Annotated in this window: 15 protein-coding genes, 1 tRNA gene and 1 pseudogene; 10 read left to right on the top strand and 7 right to left on the bottom strand. The window is 32.0% G+C overall.

Going from position 1 to position 16,965, the window contains the following annotated elements; translation table 11 throughout:
• Positions 1-146: 146 nt before the first annotated feature.
• From MOV50_RS13150 to MOV50_RS13160, 3 genes are read right to left on the bottom strand one after another with little or no spacing between them, the layout of a single operon-like run.
• Positions 147-1,217: a Fic family protein gene (locus MOV50_RS13150; protein WP_321778352.1), complete on the bottom strand. Its 1,071-nt coding sequence runs from the start codon at positions 1,215-1,217 to the stop codon at positions 147-149.
• Positions 1,218-1,220: 3 nt separating this feature from the next.
• Positions 1,221-2,546 (bottom strand): nucleotide-binding domain-containing protein, encoded by a 1,326-nt coding sequence (locus MOV50_RS13155; protein ID WP_321778353.1) that lies wholly within the window; start codon positions 2,544-2,546, stop codon positions 1,221-1,223.
• A gap of 1 nt (position 2,547) precedes the next feature.
• A complete protein-coding gene (locus MOV50_RS13160) occupies positions 2,548-3,492 on the bottom strand; it encodes a CBASS cGAMP-activated phospholipase (RefSeq protein WP_321778354.1) in 945 nt (314 codons plus the stop codon).
• A 191-nt stretch (positions 3,493-3,683) separates the two neighbouring features.
• Between MOV50_RS13160 and MOV50_RS13165 the strand changes: the two genes are divergently transcribed.
• From MOV50_RS13165 to MOV50_RS13210, 10 genes and pseudogenes are all read left to right on the top strand, one after another.
• Positions 3,684-3,770: transfer RNA gene (locus tag MOV50_RS13165), tRNA-Leu, on the top strand.
• 291 nt (positions 3,771-4,061) lie between these two features.
• On the top strand, positions 4,062-4,931 hold the full coding sequence (gene flgA / locus MOV50_RS13170; RefSeq protein ID WP_321778355.1) for a flagellar basal body P-ring formation chaperone FlgA: 870 nt from the start codon (positions 4,062-4,064) through the stop codon (positions 4,929-4,931).
• Positions 4,928-5,449: a UbiX family flavin prenyltransferase gene (locus tag MOV50_RS13175; RefSeq protein WP_321778356.1), complete on the top strand. Its 522-nt coding sequence runs from the start codon at positions 4,928-4,930 to the stop codon at positions 5,447-5,449. Before flgA ends, MOV50_RS13175 begins: the two co-directional genes overlap by 4 nt.
• Position 5,450: 1 nt before the next feature.
• Complete coding sequence (gene coaD / locus MOV50_RS13180) at positions 5,451-5,948, top strand: pantetheine-phosphate adenylyltransferase (RefSeq protein WP_321778357.1); 498 nt, start codon at positions 5,451-5,453, stop codon at positions 5,946-5,948.
• Positions 5,933-6,517 (top strand): dTMP kinase, encoded by a 585-nt coding sequence (gene tmk / locus MOV50_RS13185; protein WP_321778358.1) that lies wholly within the window; start codon positions 5,933-5,935, stop codon positions 6,515-6,517. The genes coaD and tmk overlap by 16 nt, the downstream gene beginning before the upstream one ends.
• Positions 6,510-7,724, top strand: coding sequence for a histidine--tRNA ligase (hisS, locus tag MOV50_RS13190; RefSeq protein WP_321778359.1), 1,215 nt, complete (start codon positions 6,510-6,512; stop codon positions 7,722-7,724). The genes tmk and hisS overlap by 8 nt, the downstream gene beginning before the upstream one ends.
• Before the next feature lie 152 nt (positions 7,725-7,876).
• A pseudogene (locus MOV50_RS13195) lies at positions 7,877-9,450 on the top strand (glutamate synthase-related protein).
• 8 nt (positions 9,451-9,458) lie between these two features.
• Positions 9,459-11,288 (top strand): biosynthetic arginine decarboxylase, encoded by a 1,830-nt coding sequence (gene speA, locus MOV50_RS13200; protein ID WP_321778360.1) that lies wholly within the window; start codon positions 9,459-9,461, stop codon positions 11,286-11,288.
• 20 nt (positions 11,289-11,308) lie between these two features.
• A complete protein-coding gene (gene cysE / locus MOV50_RS13205; RefSeq protein WP_321778361.1) occupies positions 11,309-12,010 on the top strand; it encodes a serine O-acetyltransferase in 702 nt (233 codons plus the stop codon).
• Positions 12,011-12,345: 335 nt separating this feature from the next.
• Positions 12,346-13,515 carry a pyridoxal phosphate-dependent aminotransferase gene (locus MOV50_RS13210; RefSeq protein WP_321778362.1) on the top strand — a complete coding sequence of 390 codons (1,170 nt, stop codon included), beginning with the start codon at positions 12,346-12,348 and terminating at the stop codon, positions 13,513-13,515.
• A gap of 21 nt (positions 13,516-13,536) precedes the next feature.
• Here the strand turns inward: MOV50_RS13210 and MOV50_RS13215 are convergent, their stop codons facing one another.
• Genes MOV50_RS13215 through MOV50_RS13230 form a run of 4 tightly spaced genes read right to left on the bottom strand, consistent with a single transcriptional unit; the run spans position 13,537 to position 16,886 of the window.
• On the bottom strand, positions 13,537-13,740 hold the full coding sequence (locus tag MOV50_RS13215) for a hypothetical protein (RefSeq protein WP_321778363.1): 204 nt from the start codon (positions 13,738-13,740) through the stop codon (positions 13,537-13,539).
• Between the two features lie 25 nt (positions 13,741-13,765).
• A complete protein-coding gene (gene lpxD, locus MOV50_RS13220; RefSeq protein ID WP_321778364.1) occupies positions 13,766-14,716 on the bottom strand; it encodes a UDP-3-O-(3-hydroxymyristoyl)glucosamine N-acyltransferase in 951 nt (316 codons plus the stop codon).
• Between the two features lie 2 nt (positions 14,717-14,718).
• Entirely contained in the window at positions 14,719-15,192 is a 474-nt protein-coding gene (gene ilvN / locus MOV50_RS13225) for an acetolactate synthase small subunit (protein WP_415846373.1), read from the bottom strand.
• Positions 15,192-16,886, bottom strand: a complete 1,695-nt coding sequence (locus MOV50_RS13230; protein WP_321778365.1) for an acetolactate synthase large subunit — start codon at positions 16,884-16,886, stop codon at positions 15,192-15,194. Before MOV50_RS13230 ends, ilvN begins: the two co-directional genes overlap by 1 nt.
• Positions 16,887-16,965 lie beyond the last annotated feature (79 nt).

Below are 16,965 nucleotides of genomic sequence, written 5' to 3' on the forward strand. Positions count from 1 at the left end.
ATTGCACAAATCCTGCACACCTAGCGCTACTCTTTTTATCGCTATTGCACACTTTTTTCAGTAATTTTCAGCATAGATTTTACAATATGTCGTATTTATTTAATTTTTACGACATAGATATTTCATGTATTGTAATAAATGCTATTTTACGACATACCTTTTTGGAGCAATTCAAATAATTTTATATTGACAAAATATTTACTATTTTTAATTTTCACACTCTTAAGTATTCCTATTTTTTCAATAGCTTTTAAATGTCTACTAGCAGTATCTCTATGTAAGTAAAGAGTATTTACTAACATATCAATCTTGGTATATGGGTGAATAAAAAGTACTTCTAATAAATCTTTGGAATATATTTTAGGCAATTCTATTCTTAACTTCTCTTTTGTACTATCCATAAGCTCTTTAATATCATTGATAAGTTGAATTTGCCCTAGTGCAATATACTCAACACCGTCAAGCATATATAAGATCCACTCATGCCAAGCGTCTTTGGTTCTCACCTCTTGTAAAAGTCTATAGTAGTCAGCTTTATGTTTTATAATATAACTACTCAAATATAAAATAGGAAGATCCAAAAGGTCATTTAAAATAAGGTATAAAATGTTGATAATCCTACCTGTTCTACCATTACCGTCATAAAATGGGTGAATAGATTCAAACTGATAATGAATAACTGCCATTTTTATAAGAGGATCCACGTCGTCTTCAGTATTCATATACTGTTCAAGATTATCAAGAAGTATTCTAATTGTCGCTTCGTCTTGAGGTGGAGTATGAATCACTTCACCAGTTGCTTGGTTTTTGAGAACTGTTCCAGCTTGTTTTCGTATACCAGCGACATTGCCCTCAAGCTCTTCTTGAATATCAACGATATGACGAGTTAGAAGCAGAGAATGCTCACGAACCAAGTCAAAACCCTTAAGCAATGCCCTACTGTAACTTTGTACCTCTTTTGTAGCATGAGAAATACTTGACATATCTAAACCTGATTGAAAAAGCTCGTCATGAGTCGTAATGATATTTTCAATCTCTGAACTATCTTTTGCTTCTTGTAAAATCAATGAGTTTATTAAAATCGCTTGATTAGGAATAATTTTAGCCACACCATTAAGTTTTGCAAGCGCTTTATTCGCTTTGATAGATTTTTTAAGAATAGCTTTTGTTTCAATGTCAATCTCTAATGGTAAGTTATTTGGTATAAATTCTTGCATTATTTATCCTATTTCTATAGGTACGTCAATCCTATCCGTAGCTATCAATATCCTGTCTTTTATAAGATAACATTCAACATAATGTCTTCCCTTATACTTAGTGGGTTCTATATGACTTTTCTTGCCTTTAAAAATGGAGCCTCTTAGTTTATTAGCCTTTTTAGCTTCATTACCTTCATTCTTCACTTTCCAATAGATTTCATATCCAATAGTAATATCTGAATCCAAACTCTCAATAAAAAATTCTAGTTTTTTCTCTGCTCTTAAAATAGGAACCATATTTAGAAGCATATCTCTAATTCCATTTTGTCCTTTAACCATACAGTTAATTTTTAATTTATAGTCTAAAGATACTGAATCCACTATGTCTGTTATAAACTCTTCTTCAGACGAATAGTTCTCATTGCTTGCTTCAAGCTTAGTACTTCTAGTAAACTCAGGAAATTTACTCCCAAATACAGACTTCCATTTTTTGATACTTTTTTTCTTATCTTCTTCATTATAAGCGTCGTTAGTTTTTTCTGTATATGAAAAAATTATTTTTCTGAAATTAAGATATTGTTCTTGAGTCCAATTTCTCATAAAATTTTCTTCTGGCATTTTTGGATTATGTATATTTGGCATAAAATAATTCGCTTGTAAAAAATCATTTAGCCTATTTATAATCAATTTAAAAGAGGTAGGTAGATTTATATATTTTTCTGCTGAATCAGTTTGATAAACTTGATTAGCTAACATTGTATTTAAGAGTATAGATTTTGCAGTAAAAGTTTGTTTAATATCTCTAATATATTTAAAAAGTCTTATCACTTTACGTAACTGATAATTACTATCTTGATTTTTAGAGATTAACCAATTTATGTATTCAATTGGGTTTGTTTTTTCAAACATATTATCATATTTATTTATGATATAAAAATGACCTTTTCTCTTAACAATTGGGACAATATCAACATGGAAGTTACCTACATAATTCAAAGTGATACAACGAGTGTTTTTTATAACTATATCTTTATACCTATCAGTAGTCTTAAATATATTAAAAAGCTCGTTTATATACATTTTAGGATTATATTCCCATGCTTCAGAAGGTTCTAAGTGAAGTAAAATATCTGCGTCAAACTCTTTATTCGCTTTTGGTGGCTTTATAATAGTCTTATGTTTATATGATCCTTGTGAAAACATATCTATATACATATCTTTAAAAGAATCACTATTTTGTATGAATGTTTGAATAGTTGTTCTTTTTTGATTTAAAATTTTAATCCTAGCTGGATTAAGATTCACTTCGTCATTCATAAATTGAGTAAAAAAACCTACCTGTTGCATACTAAACCTTTATCCCCAATAGCTTTAAAATATTATCACTGTTATGAGTAAAGTCTTTAGCCGCTTTAGCTTCAAGCTGAGATATTATTTTAACACTGTCTAATGACAAATCAGTATCTGATTCAAAATTTATTCTTAAATAGTTATCTGCTGGTAACATAAAGTTTACAGTATTATGAACATTAATTGACTGTAAATTCAAAATTGTATCAATCAGTTTACTACTATTCCATTTCCTTAGAAATCCCCAACTATCACTATCTGAATGCTTAATATCATAATACTTATGTCCTATACCTGTGCCAATAGAAAGAAGCTTAGTGTTATCCAAGGTGATTTTTTCAATATTACCTGTTTTTTTGATTTTTCCCATGCCTTCAGTTAATGCAACCAAAGAAGGATTGTTTGCCCACAAACCACCGTCTGCTAACAAGTAGTTTTCCATTCTATTAGGATTAAAATATAAAGGTGCAGAACAAGAAGATAAAACTGCGTCTTGAATTTTTCTATCTTTATCACATTTAAATTCACTTATGTAATATGACTTTATTATATGAACGTCTCCATTAGATATATCAGTTGTAGGGATTAAGAGCCTTGTTTTAATTGAAGGATCTGACAATGTTTTATTTTGAAACTTTTCTTCTAACAATTTTTTTAAATGATCGCTTCTATAGCGACTTTTAAATAATCCCATAAATCCTAGTTTACGAAAGTTAAATATTTGGGAGCCTTCATTTTTATATAAATCTATAACTTCACTCAATGGAATATCTATAGCAAGTGCAGACGCAAGTATTGAGCCTGTACTTGTACCAGCTATTAAATCAAAATGCTCATGAATTTTAATTTCAAATTTATCTTCTATTTCTTTTAAAATTAGAGCAGAATAAATTCCTCTTATTCCTCCCCCGTCAATAGATAAAATTCTAAAATTATGGCTCAATATTCTTTCCTTATATCTTGTTAAATTTTTCTAAGGTGCAAGTATTGTTAGGAAAAATACTTAACTTATAAAATCTATTTCTTACTTATTAATGTATTATACCTTTAAATTTTTAACACAGAAAAATATATTCATTTATGAATATATTTAGGTATCTTTTGGCATACTTCCATTTCAAGTTTTCAACATACGCCGCTATGGAGAAATTGGTAAACTCAGCAGATTCAAAATCTGCCGCCTTTACGGGCTTCTCGGTTCAAGTCCGAGTAGCGGTACCATCTCGTAAACTTCAAAAATAAATTCCAAGTAAATAAATCTTAATGTATAATTTCGTATTACAGCAAAAGACACTACCATTTGTCGGTACACCGCAACTAGGTTTTAAGTTTGGTTTCAACCACTTATTGCACAGTTATTGCACAGAGGCTCTTTAAACCTCTTGTTTTAGGGGTTGAGTTCAGGATTTAAAATCCGCTGCCTCACGGCTTAGGGGTTCAAATCCCCTCTCTGGTACCACTTATTGTTATAGTAATATTTTTAAATATAAAAAAGTGGGGAACCTTAACTAAATGTTAACCAAATTTATTTTTTTTATTTTACTAACTTCTCAAATATATGCAAATCATGCTCTAAAAAGCACCTATTACATAAATTCAAACGAAATATACTTATCTACCTTAATTGAAAATAGTTCTAAAAATGTGATTTTATATAACATTCCTTCAAGCAGGCACACAAAAAAAGTAAGTTCCAAAGAATTATTAAATAGATTAAAAAAACATGGATATACAGATATTACATTAAAGAGTAAATATGTTAAATTTATTATTAAAAGTCCCATCGACACTTCAAAAATTGCTTCATTTATAAAAAATCATTATTTAAACAAGTATGAAATCATAAATATCACAAAAGTAGAAATTCTTCCTAGAAGTTATTTAGCATCGCTACCTGACGAGTATAGTATCTACATACAGTCAAAAAGTCATCTCTCTAAAAGTGATTTAGTTAGTATAAAAACACCAAAAAATAAAAAAATATTTTTTAATTACAATATTTATGCAAAACTTCCAGTTTACTTTTCAAAAGAAAAAATAAAAAAAAATACTGAACTATCAGGTATAAATATCACAAAAAAGAGTATAATATTAGATAAATTTATGGCAAAGCCTTTACAAAACTTACAGCCACACACTTTTGAAAGTAAATACAATATAAAAAATAATAAAATTATAACTTTTAAAGATATACAAAAATTAAGCTTAGTAAAGAAAAACTCTTTCGTAAACATAAGCCTAAATAAAAATAATATGTCAATTAGCTTTAACGCCTTAGCCTTAGATAATGGGAAGTTAAATAGTATTATAAGAGTTCAAAAGTCAAATGGAAAAAGAATAAAAGTTATAGTAACAGGTAGAAATCAAGCGGAGATTAGATGAGAAAAGTTGTTATTGCAATTAGTGGAGCGAGTGGAGTAAACTTAGGTTTAAAAGCTTTAGAACTGCTTCCAAAAGACCTTGATAAACATTTCATAATGACAAAAAATTCAAATATTGTTTTAGAAAAAGAAAACAATATTATAGTACACGACAATGAAAATATCTCAGCAAGCGTAGCATCTGGGTCTTTTGGCGTAGATGCTATGCTAATTGCACCATGTAGCATGAATACCCTTGCAAAAATTGCTTGTGGAATTTCTGATAATCTTGTAACAAGATGTGCAAGTGTAATGATAAAAGAACAAAAAACACTCATTTTAGCTCCAAGAGAGATGCCGTTTTCTGCTATTGCTTTAGAAAATATGCAAAAACTAGCACAATTAGGAGTCATCATAGCTCCTCCTGTTATGGCATACTACTCGGAACAACAAACATTAGATGAAATGGAAAATTTCATTATTGGTAAATGGTTTGACCTTCTTGGAATACAAAATAATTTATATAAACGATGGGAATAAAATGAAAACTCATAAAATCGCTCTATATCCTGGGACTTTTGACCCAATAACTAATGGTCACTTTGACATAATAGAAAGAGCTCTAAAGCTTTTTGATGAAGTTATTATTGCTGTTGCAATATCAGTAGATAAAAAACCTATGTTTACGCTCAATGAACGCATAGAAATGACGAAGGAAGCCATAAAAGGGCTTGAAAATATAAGTGTTGTTGGTTTTGATAATCTAACTGTTGAGTTAGCAAAAGAGCGTGGGGCAACTATTCTTATTCGCGGATTAAGAGCAATAAGTGATTTTGAGTTTGAACTACAACTTGGTTATCTTAACAACTCTTTAGATGATTCTATTGAAACTGTTTATCTTATGCCAAAACTTAAACATGCTTTTATAAGTTCATCAAGTGTACGAAACCTTTTAAAATTCAATGCTAAAACAGAGCACCTCCTTCCAAAAAAGGTACAAGAAATCATAGGGAGTATGAACTCATGTACATTGCGATAGAGGGCATCGATACATCTGGCAAAAGTACGCAAATACAGATGCTACGCAAACATTTTCCAGATGCTATAATCACCAAAGAACCAGGTGGCACAGAAATTGGCGAAAAAATTAGAGATATAGTTTTAAGTGCAAAAGCCAAAAGTAAAAAAGCAGAATTTTTACTTTTTTTAGCAGATAGAGCAGAACATATACAAGAAGTTGTTGAGCCAAATCTAGATAAAGTTATCATATCAGACAGAAGTGTTGTTAGTGGTGTTGCTTATGCTTTGATTCAAGATGAGATAAGCCAAACTGCGATATTGCATCTAAATAGATTTGCAACTAATGGCATCTATCCTCAAAAAGTTTTTCTTTTAAAGCTTACCAAAGAAGAGCTAGAGTTTAGACTTTCACAAAAAGAGCTAGATGGAATAGAACTTAGAGGTTCGGAGTATCTATTAGAGATTCAAAATTCCATCATAGAGGCTGCAAAGCTCCTAAAACTGGACTTAATAACAATAGATGCAACAAAAAGTATAGAAGATATAACAAAAATAATACTAGACAACATGAAGGAAATGGATGATTAAATCACTAAGAGGAATGAATGATATTTTAAGTGAAGACTATCAAAGATTTACTTACTTCATAGACACAGCAACTAAGATAGCACAAAACTATGGTTACCACTTTATAGAAACACCTCTTCTTGAAGAAACAGCACTTTTTAAGCGTTCAGTTGGAGAAAGTAGTGATATCGTTGGAAAAGAGATGTATCAGTTTATAGACAAAGGTAAGAATGATGTTTGTCTTCGTCCAGAAGGAACAGCTGGAGTAGTTCGTGCATTTATACAAAAAAAGCTTGATAAAGCTGGTGGCACTCATAGATTTTTTTATCACGGACCTATGTTTCGCTATGAGCGACCTCAAAAAGGAAGACTTAGAGAGTTTCATCAGTTTGGTGTTGAGAGTTTTGGAGTAGATAGTGTTTATGAAGATGCTACTATGATAATGATGGTTGCGGACATCTTACAAACTCTTGGGATTGGGTACAAACTTCAACTAAACTCCTTAGGCGATAACAACTGTATGCCTCAATATCGTGAATCTCTAATCTCATTTTTAGACTTACACGAAAATAATATATGCGAAGACTGTAAAAGAAGAAAAAATACAAATCCTATAAGAGTTCTTGATTGTAAAAATGAAAATTGTCAAAACTTATATAAAGATGCTCCAAAGCTTTTAAATAATCTTTGTGAAGGTTGTGAAGATGATTTTAGTGCTCTTAAGAAAATCTTACAAGATAATGACATAGAGTATGAAATAGATACAAACTTAGTAAGAGGGCTTGATTACTATTCTAAAACAGCTTTTGAGTTTGTGAGTGATAACATAGGAAGTCAAAGTGCAATCGCAGGTGGTGGACGATACGACAGACTTGTTGAGTTTTTAGATGGTCGCCCTACTCCTGCTGTTGGTTTTGCTATGGGGATAGAAAGGTTAATGGAACTCATCGTTATGCCTGATACTTTTAGAGAAGGTTATTATATTGGCGCGATGGATGTAGAAGCTGTTGATTTGGTTGTAAGACTTGCTCAAAGTAAAAGAAAAACAGTTAAAACTACTATTGACTACAAAGCTAAGAACTTACAAAAGCATTTAAAAGCAGCAGACAAAGCAAATGCAAGATTTTGCTGTATAATAGGTTCAAATGAATTAAAAGACAATACTATTTGGATGAAAAATTTAGAAGATAAAACAGAAAAGACAATTAATATAGGGGATTTTAAATGATAGATACACTACATGCCGTATGGTCAATTTTTATTGACTTCATTGAGTTTTTCTTGCTGGTTGGTTTAATAGGTTTAGTTATGCTTTATGTATATGACAAACATGTTCAAAGAAGACATGCCTTGCTTATTAATTATCCTGTAATTGGACGAATGAGGTACTTTTTTGAAACACTAAGAGAGCCACTTAGACAATATTTTGCAGAAGAAACTTTTTATGATTCTAAAGATAAAGTTGATTGGGTATATACAGCTGCAAAAGACAAACCAAACTATAAATCATTTTCAGTAACTCAGCCATTTTCTGGTTCAAGATTTATCATAAAACATTCAACAAATGTACTAAATGATGATGAAGTAAGCAATGAAACATCAGTTACTTTTGGTGAAAATAGAGAGTTTCCTTTTGTTTCTCATACGCCTATCATCCGTTCTGCTATGAGCGATGGAGCACTAAGTCCAGAGGCTGTTCGAGCTTTTTCTATCGCTGGGGCTAACTCAAACCTAACTATAAACACAGGAGAAGGTTCACTTACTTCAAACCATCTCTTTACTCATCAACCAGATATAAAAAATGCAAAATACTTAGAAGTTGTACAAAGTACACCAAAAGCTGAGTTTGTTTTTAAACTTGGAGAATTCTTTTTCAATCGAGCGCGAGCTTTAAAGTGGTATAGAACTGCCTTATTAAATAAAAGAACTCAAAACACTTATATCTATGCTACAAATTCACATGCTTTATTTCGTGTAAACTGGAAAGCACCTATTGAAGATTTTCCAAAAGAAGTTCCAAGCGATATTCCAAATATGATTTTTCAAATGAGTTCAGGACTTTTTGGAGTTAGAGATGAAACAGGTAAATTTAATGATTTAAAATACCAAAAAGTTATGAAATTTTGTCGTATGACTGAAATAAAAATTGCTCAAGGGGCAAAACAGACTGGGGGGAAACTTGCTGCTGCAAAAGTTACTGCTGATATTGCTTATTATAGAGGTGTTGAAGAAGGTAAAAATGTTTTTCTCCAAATAGATTTCCTTTTGCAGATACAACAAAGCATCTTCTTGATTTTGTCCATAGATTACAAAAACTATCAGGGAAGCCCGTTGGTTTTAAAATAGTTATTTCAGATGCTAATGCAGTTGAAGATTTAGTTAAAGAAATTGCAGCAAGAAAAGCACAAGGCAAAAATACACCAGACTTCATATCAGTAGATAGCGGAGAAGGTGGAAGTGCAACTGCACCACTAGAACTTATGGAATCGGTTGGATTAACTACCAATAATGCTCTTTATTTACTAGATACAATGCTTAAAAAACATAATATTCGTAGAGATTTAAAAATCATAGCTAGTGGTAAAATATTGACTCCTGATGATGCAATCATAACACTTGCAATGGGAGCAGATGCCATAGGAATTGCTAGAGGTTTTATGATGAGTGGTGGCTGTATTCGTGCTCAAATGTGTTCTGGATTTGGTTCTCATGTTTGCCCTGTTGGAATGGCGACTCAAGATGAGAAAAAGAGAGCCTCTTATTTAGTTGTTAAAGAAGGTAAAGAGATTGGTAATTACCATACAAACCTAATAAAAGGGATGAAAGTTGTATGTGCTGTCATGGGTGTTGAAAAAATGTGTGATTTAAGTAAGTCGAACTTAACTTTTAAAAATCAAAACGGAGAAATTTATTTTGATATAGATAAATATTTTCATCATAAACTTCATATATAAGGTCTTGTTTGGAAAATTTTGGGTTAGATGTATGGTCAAATAAAAACTATATAATTGAAAATTCTGAGATAAAACTAAATTACAAAAGTATGCCTTCTATACTTGAAATAATTAAAAAGATTCGTTCAAATGATGTAAGAGGACCTATCTTACTTAGGTTTCCTCACTTAATAAAAAAACAAATAAAAAATTTATATTCATATTTTCACAAAGCAATAAAAGAAAATAATTATCAAGGTAGCTTTAATGCTGTCTTCCCTCTAAAAGTAAATCAATTCCCATGGGCCGTAGATGCCATAACTAAACAAGGTGCTGAGTTTAACTATGGACTCGAAGCAGGCAGTAAAGCAGAATTAGTTTTAGCCATGAGTCAATCAAAACTAAAGTCAAACATAACTGTAAATGGTTTTAAAGATAAAGAGATGATTACCCTTGGTTTTATCGCTGCACAAAGTGGACACAATATAACTATAACTATTGAAGGTTTAGGTGAACTAAAAACCATTTTAGAAGTAGCAAGAGAATCTTCTTTGCGTGTACCAAATATAGGTATAAGAGTTAAACTTCACTCTAGCGGAAGTGGCATCTGGGCAAAAAGTGGCGGAATGGACTCTAAGTTTGGTTTAACATCAACAGAAATTATAAAAGCTATTTCTTTGCTAAAAGAGTCAAATTTATTAAACTATTTTACAATGCTTCATTTTCATATTGGCTCACAAATGACAGATATAGCACCACTTAAAAAAGCACTAAGAGAAGCGGGGAATATTTATGCTGAACTTAAAAAAATGGGTGCTTCATCTCTTTGCAGTATAAATATTGGTGGTGGTTTAGCTGTAGAATACGACCAACATACACACACTAAATCTCACAATTACTCAATAGAAGAATTTTCAAGTAGTGTAGTTTTTTTACTTAAAGAGATTATGAATGTAAAAAATGTAGCCCATCCAAATATTTTTACAGAATCTGGAAGATATATTGCTGCATCTCATTGTGTTTTAGTAGCACCTGTGCTAGAGTTATTTACTCAAGATTATCAAGAAAGCCTTTTAAATTTAAAAGAAAAAAATCCTCCGCTTATAGAAGAGTTAGAAGATTTAAACAAATCATTAAACAATAAAAATGCAATAGAGTATCTTCACGATGCGCTTGATCATATGGAATCACTATTTACTCTTTTTGATTTAGGTTACATAGACCTACAAGACCGCTCTAATGCAGAGATACTTGTTCACAATATCATTAAAAAAGCTCTATATCTAACTCATACTCATAATAATGATGAGCTAAAACAACTACAAGTAAAACTTCAAGAAAGATACCTTGTTAATGTTTCTATTTTCCAAAGCCTACCTGATTACTGGGGTTTGAAACAACATTTTCCTATTATGCCTATCCACCATTTAAACTCAACTCCAAGAAGAGCAGCCTCCTTATGGGATATAACATGTGATAGTGATGGAGAAATTTGTTTTGATCCTCAAAAACCTCTATATCTTCACGACATAAACTTAAATGAAGAAGATTATTTTTTAGCTTTTTTTAATGTTGGAGCTTATCAAGAAACTCTAGGAATGAATCATAATCTTTTTACGCATCCAAGTGAATACACAATAAAGATAGATGACGAGGGTTATAAAATACAAAATAGTTTTGAATCAAAAAATATTTTGCAAATCTTAAAATCAATCGGGTACAACGAAAATAATATTTTACAAAAACTTAAACAAGACTTGTTATCAAGTAATTTTATCACAGAAAAAGAAAAAAATGATACACTTGCAAAACTAGAAACTTTCGTGGAACAAAACGGTTACTTACGAACAACAAATTAATAACTTTTAGGATACTTAACTTGGGACTTTACGCTGATATAAGAGAAGACTTTTCAAACGCTTACAAAAATGACCCTGCTTTAAACTCAAAAATAGATTTTCTTTTTAACTACCCTGGTGTTTGGGCTATTGCGTGGTATAGAGTTGCACACAAACTTTATAATTCTGGCTTTACAAAAATCGCAAGAATTCTTATGGGTTTAACTCAAATATTTACACATATTGATATTCATCCTGCAGCACGCATTGGTAAAAGAGTTTTTATTGATCATGGTACAGGTGTTGTGATTGGTGAAACAACTATTATAGAAGATGATGTATTAATATATCAAGGAGTGACATTAGGTGGAGTATCTCTTGACTTAGGCAAAAGACATCCTACTATTAGACAAGGTGCTGTTTTAGGTGCTGGAGCTAAAATACTTGGTAATATCATCATAGGAGAATATGCTAAAATCGGTGCAAACTCTGTTGTTGTAAAAGAAGTACCAAATAATGCTACTGCTATTGGAATTCCTGCTCATGTTATAGAAAAAGGTAGATGCAACGACCCTTTTATGCACAATATGCTTCCTGATATAAATAAAGAGATGTTTGAGTATTTACTCAAAAGGGTTGCTATTCTTGAACATGTTTTAGTAAAAGACAATACCGATGTGTTAGAAAAAGATTTAGAGTTAGAATATATCTACGAATCTTTTATTAAAGCCATGAAAAGTTAAACTATTTTTTAGTATAATGCGGTTGAATCCTCTGCACAATTACATATTCTCAGAGAGTTTTTAAAAGGTAAGATTGTGCATAACTTTTTTTGTACCCAAGGGCATTTCCTTCGGGCAGTTTTAGCCTTAGCTAAGACGATGAAAAATTATGTGCAAGATTGCTTTTAAAAAACCCTCCCTTTGGGCACAACAAAAGATAAACTCTTACTTCGTTGAAGCCACTTGAAGCTACACATAGCTCCTGCGTAACTTCGCCTTGTAATAGTCCATCTTTTGTTCTGCTGAGAACATGTAATTGTGCAGAGGGTTCAACTATTAAAACAATGGAGATTTACATGCTAACTAATCGCGTAAACATACTATCTGAATCAATCACGATTGCTATTACAACACTTGCTGGGGAGTTAAAAGCTCAAGGTAAAGATATTCTTAGTTTTTCTGCTGGTGAGCCTGATTTTGGAACGCCACAAGTAATTAAAGATGCTGCTATCGCTGCAATTAATGCTGACTTTACAAAATACACAGCTGTTGATGGAATCATTGAACTAAGAGAAGCTATTGCCAATAAGCTAAAAAGAGATAATGGTTTAACTTATGCTCCTAATCAAATTATAGTTAACAATGGTGCTAAACACTCTTTATTTAACCTTTTTTCTGCAACAATTGAAGATGGTGCCGAAGTTATCATTCCTGCTCCTTACTGGGTTACATATCCTGAATTAGTAAATTATTGTGGTGGTAAAGTTATTGAAATTCATACACATGATTATGATTCATTTAAAATAACACCTGAGCAACTTAAAAATGCTATCACTCCTAAAACAAAGATGCTAATTCTAACTACACCATCTAACCCAACTGGTTCCATATACACAAAAGATGAACTTACAGAACTTGGAAAAGTTTTAGAAGGTACAGATATTATAGTTGCAAGTGATGAGATGTATGAAAAACTAACTTATGAAGGTGAGTTTACTTCTGTAGCATCTGTAAGTGAAGATATGTTTAAAAGAACTGTAACTATCAATGGTCTAAGTAAATCAGTTGCAATGACTGGATGGAGATTTGGTTATATGGCAGCATATGACACAGATCTTATCAAAGCAACTAAGAAACTACAATCTCAAAGTACATCAAACATCAACTCTATCACTCAAAAAGCAGCTATCGCTGGTTTAGATGGAAGTGCAGATGCTGATATAGCAATGATGAGAGAAGAATTCATCAAAAGAAGAGATGAGGCAATGAAACTTATTAATGAAATAGATGGACTAAGTGTTGTAAAACCAGATGGTGCATTTTACCTATTTGTAAATATTAAAGATGTTTCTTCTGATTCTCTTTCATTTGCAAAAGATTTACTTGATAAAAAATTGGTTGCTGTTGTTCCAGGTGTTGCTTTTGGTAGTGATGGTTACTTTAGAATGAGTTTTGCGACCGATATAAATACTATTCGCACAGGTATTGCTAGAATAGCAGAATTTGTCAAAGAGTTAAAAGTATAAAAATTTAAAGTAGGTTTTAACCTACTTTAAAGCTGTAAGAGCTTCGATAACTTCATCTAAGTTATCAAGTGGAATATGAACTTTCCACTCAGGAGCATCTGCCTTTCCAGATAAAGAAATTCCTATACTAGCAACTGTATGACTATCTTTACCATATGGTTCTTCTAGTTTAGTAACTGATATAATACCTTTTTTAGTTCCGCTTAATGCAATTGTTTTTGACATAATAATTCCTTAGTTTAATTTATTCCTATTTCAATAGTCTAGCTATTTTAACCTGAAGTTTTAGCCATAACTTATGCTCCATCAAAGGAAAGCCAGAAAAAGTTAAGCCACTTTTAGTAATATTTTTAGTTATTCCACTTCTTGCTGCAAAAGTAGAAAATGGTGCTATTTCTAAATGACCTGCAAATGCAGACTGCCCACCAACAACAACATTTCGCCCAAGTTTCGTTGAACCAGCACTTCCTGATTGAGCAACAAACACACTGTATTCGCCTATCTCGCAGTTGTGTCCAATCTGAACAAGATTATCAATGCGAACACCTTTTTTAATAAGCGTAGAACCAAAAACAGCCCTATCAACACTTACATTACTACCAATCTCAACATCATCTTCTATAATAACATTTCCATTTTGATATATTTTTTTATGTTCACCTTGAGCATTTGTAGCAAAACCAAAACCATCAGCACCAATAGCAGTGTTAGAATGGATAATACAATCACTCCCAATATGGCAATCTCTATAAACAGTTACATTAGGATAGATGATTGTATTATCACCTACAACAGCCTCACAACCAACATAAACATGAGCCAAAATCGTACAATTATTACCAATCTTAGCACCTTTTGCGATTTCGGCTTTAGAAGATATTTTACTACCATCACCTATCAAAGCATCTAGGAGTTTTTCATCCTCAACAGGTGGTGCAAAGTACTTTGAAAGAATTGCCATTGACCAGTATGAATTTTCAACTACCAAGGCTATACAAGCCTCTGGAACATACTCAACTAAAGAGTCTGGAACTATAACAGCTCCAGCTTTTGTAGTTTGAATATCTTTAACATATTTTGAGTTTGCTACAAAAGAAACTTCATCAGCTTTTGCATCTTTTAAAGCGTTCATTCCATTTATATTTATATCTTTAAAATTCACTTTACACTCTAATATAGAAGCAATAGCACTTAGTTTCATATCTATCTCTCTAGTGCAACAGCACCACTAACAACAATCTCTTTTGGATTGTATCTTTTAATGATTCTTAAAAAGTTTTCTATTCTTTTTGGTTCATCTGCAACCATAGCAATAATAACATTTTCTCCAACATTAACAATTTTTCCATTGTATGCTTCACATAGAGTGTTTATATCTGTAATATTTTCACTTATTGGAAATTTTATCAATGCCATCTCTTTTTCCACTAAATCAGCATGTTCATAAACTCTCAAAACTGGAACAAGTTTGTGTAGTTGTTTTGTAATTTGTTCTATAACACGAACAGATCCAGAAGTCACAATAGTTAACCTTGAGTATTTACTATCAGGAATAGGAGCAACAGTTAAAGATGTGATATTGTATCCACGACCAGAAAAAAGGTCTGTTATACGAGATAAAACACTCGCCTCATTAATAACAATAACCGATATAACTCTTCTTTCATTATCAGCCATTATTTCTCCTTTTTCTCTAGTAGCATCATATTAAACAGGCTTCCACCTGCTGGTACCATTGGCATAACATTTTCCATTCTATGAACAATAACCTCTATAAAAGTAACAATATTTTTTTCTATTGCATCTTTTAGGGCTGCATCAAACTCTTCTTTTGTATGAACTCTATAACCAAGTCCACCAAAAGCTTCTGATAATTTTACAAAATCTGGTTGAACACTTAAGTCTGTTTCACTATGTCGTTTATCATAAAAAAGTGTTTGCCATTGACGAACCATTCCAAGAAAGTTATTATTTAATATAATATTGATTACTGGTAATTTCTGCTCAACCGCTGTCATTAATTCTTGACAGTTCATAAGAATTGAACCATCTCCCGTAAAGTTTATACTAACTTTATCTGGAGATGCTGCCTTAACACCCATAGCTGCAGGAAAACCAAAACCCATAGTTCCAAGTCCACCAGAACTTATAAACTGACGAGGACGAGTAAATGGATAAAATTGACCTGTCCACATCTGATGCTGTCCAACATCTGTTGAAATATTTGCATCATCACCTAGAAGTTGACCAACACGCTCGATAACCCATTGAGGCTTAAGACGATCACTATCTTCATGATAAGTTAATGGATGAAGCTGTGCAAAATTCTCAACTGTTTCTCTCCAAGGTTGATATTTATCAGAATTTATTTTAGAAATCAACTCTAACATATCAACAACAACATTTTTAACATCACCAACTATTGGGTAATCTGCGTTTATTAGTTTTGATATAGATGCTGGATCAATATCTACATGAATAACTCCAGCATTTTTAGCAAATTCTGATAATTTACCAGTTACACGGTCATCAAATCTTGCGCCAAGAGCAATAACTAAATCTGTTTCACTCATCGCCATATTTGAAGCATATGAACCATGCATTCCTAACATTCCGATAAGTAAATCATCATCATAAGAAAGAACACCTCTCGCCATAAATGTTTCAACAGCAGGGATTCCAGTTTTATGAATAAAGTCTCTTACTTCATAAGCTGCATTTGCATTAATAATTCCACCACCAAGATAAAAAAGAGGACGCTTTGCTTTAGCAATAGCTTCAATAGCTTTTTTAATTTGACGAGGATTACCTTTAGTATGAGGTTTATATGTCTCTAATTGAAGTTGGACATCGTAATCAAACTCGGCTATTTGAGCCGTTACATCTTTTGGAATATCCACATGCACAGGACCAGGACGACCAGAACGTGCTATATAAAATGCTTCTTTTAAAATACGTGCTAAATCAGCTGCATCTGTTACAAGGTAATTATGCTTTGTACAAGGACGTGAGATTCCAACCGCATCTATTTCTTGAAAACCATCAGTACCGATTAAACTCATTGGAACCTGTCCAGAAATTACAACCAAAGGGATAGAATCCATGTATGCGTCTGCTAAACCTGTTACTGCATTTGTAAAACCAGGTCCTGATGTAATCATAGCAACACCAACTTTACCACTAGCTTTTGCATAACCTTCAGCCGCGTGAATAGATGCTTGTTCATGTCTATTTAAAATATGAACAAAGCCATCTTGTTTATAAATTTCATCATAGACATTCATTATCGCTCCACCCGGATAACCAAAAACTGTGTTTACTCCCTCTGCGATTAAAGCTTCAATGACCATCTGTGCACCAGAAATTTGCATATAAGTCTCCTATAAAAAATGTAATTTTAAAAATTGGATGATTATACTTAAGTAGAGCTATATTTTAGGTTAAAAGTGA

Source organism: Sulfurimonas sp. (genome assembly GCF_029027585.1).
Taxonomy (GTDB): Bacteria; Campylobacterota; Campylobacteria; order Campylobacterales; family Sulfurimonadaceae; genus Sulfurimonas.

Coding starts and splice junctions, on each gene's coding strand:
- MOV50_RS13210 (WP_321778362.1), top strand. CDS start 12,346: ATGCTAACTAATCGCGTAAACATACTATCTGAATCAATCACGATTGCT.
- ilvN (WP_415846373.1), bottom strand. CDS start 15,192: ATGGCTGATAATGAAAGAAGAGTTATATCGGTTATTGTTATTAATGAG.
- hisS (WP_321778359.1), top strand. CDS start 6,510: ATGATTAAATCACTAAGAGGAATGAATGATATTTTAAGTGAAGACTAT.
- MOV50_RS13150 (WP_321778352.1), bottom strand. CDS start 1,217: ATGCAAGAATTTATACCAAATAACTTACCATTAGAGATTGACATTGAA.
- tmk (WP_321778358.1), top strand. CDS start 5,933: ATGTACATTGCGATAGAGGGCATCGATACATCTGGCAAAAGTACGCAA.
- MOV50_RS13215 (WP_321778363.1), bottom strand. CDS start 13,740: ATGTCAAAAACAATTGCATTAAGCGGAACTAAAAAAGGTATTATATCA.
- lpxD (WP_321778364.1), bottom strand. CDS start 14,716: ATGAAACTAAGTGCTATTGCTTCTATATTAGAGTGTAAAGTGAATTTT.
- coaD (WP_321778357.1), top strand. CDS start 5,451: ATGAAAACTCATAAAATCGCTCTATATCCTGGGACTTTTGACCCAATA.
- MOV50_RS13155 (WP_321778353.1), bottom strand. CDS start 2,546: ATGCAACAGGTAGGTTTTTTTACTCAATTTATGAATGACGAAGTGAAT.
- flgA (WP_321778355.1), top strand. CDS start 4,062: ATGTTAACCAAATTTATTTTTTTTATTTTACTAACTTCTCAAATATAT.
- MOV50_RS13230 (WP_321778365.1), bottom strand. CDS start 16,886: ATGCAAATTTCTGGTGCACAGATGGTCATTGAAGCTTTAATCGCAGAG.
- MOV50_RS13175 (WP_321778356.1), top strand. CDS start 4,928: ATGAGAAAAGTTGTTATTGCAATTAGTGGAGCGAGTGGAGTAAACTTA.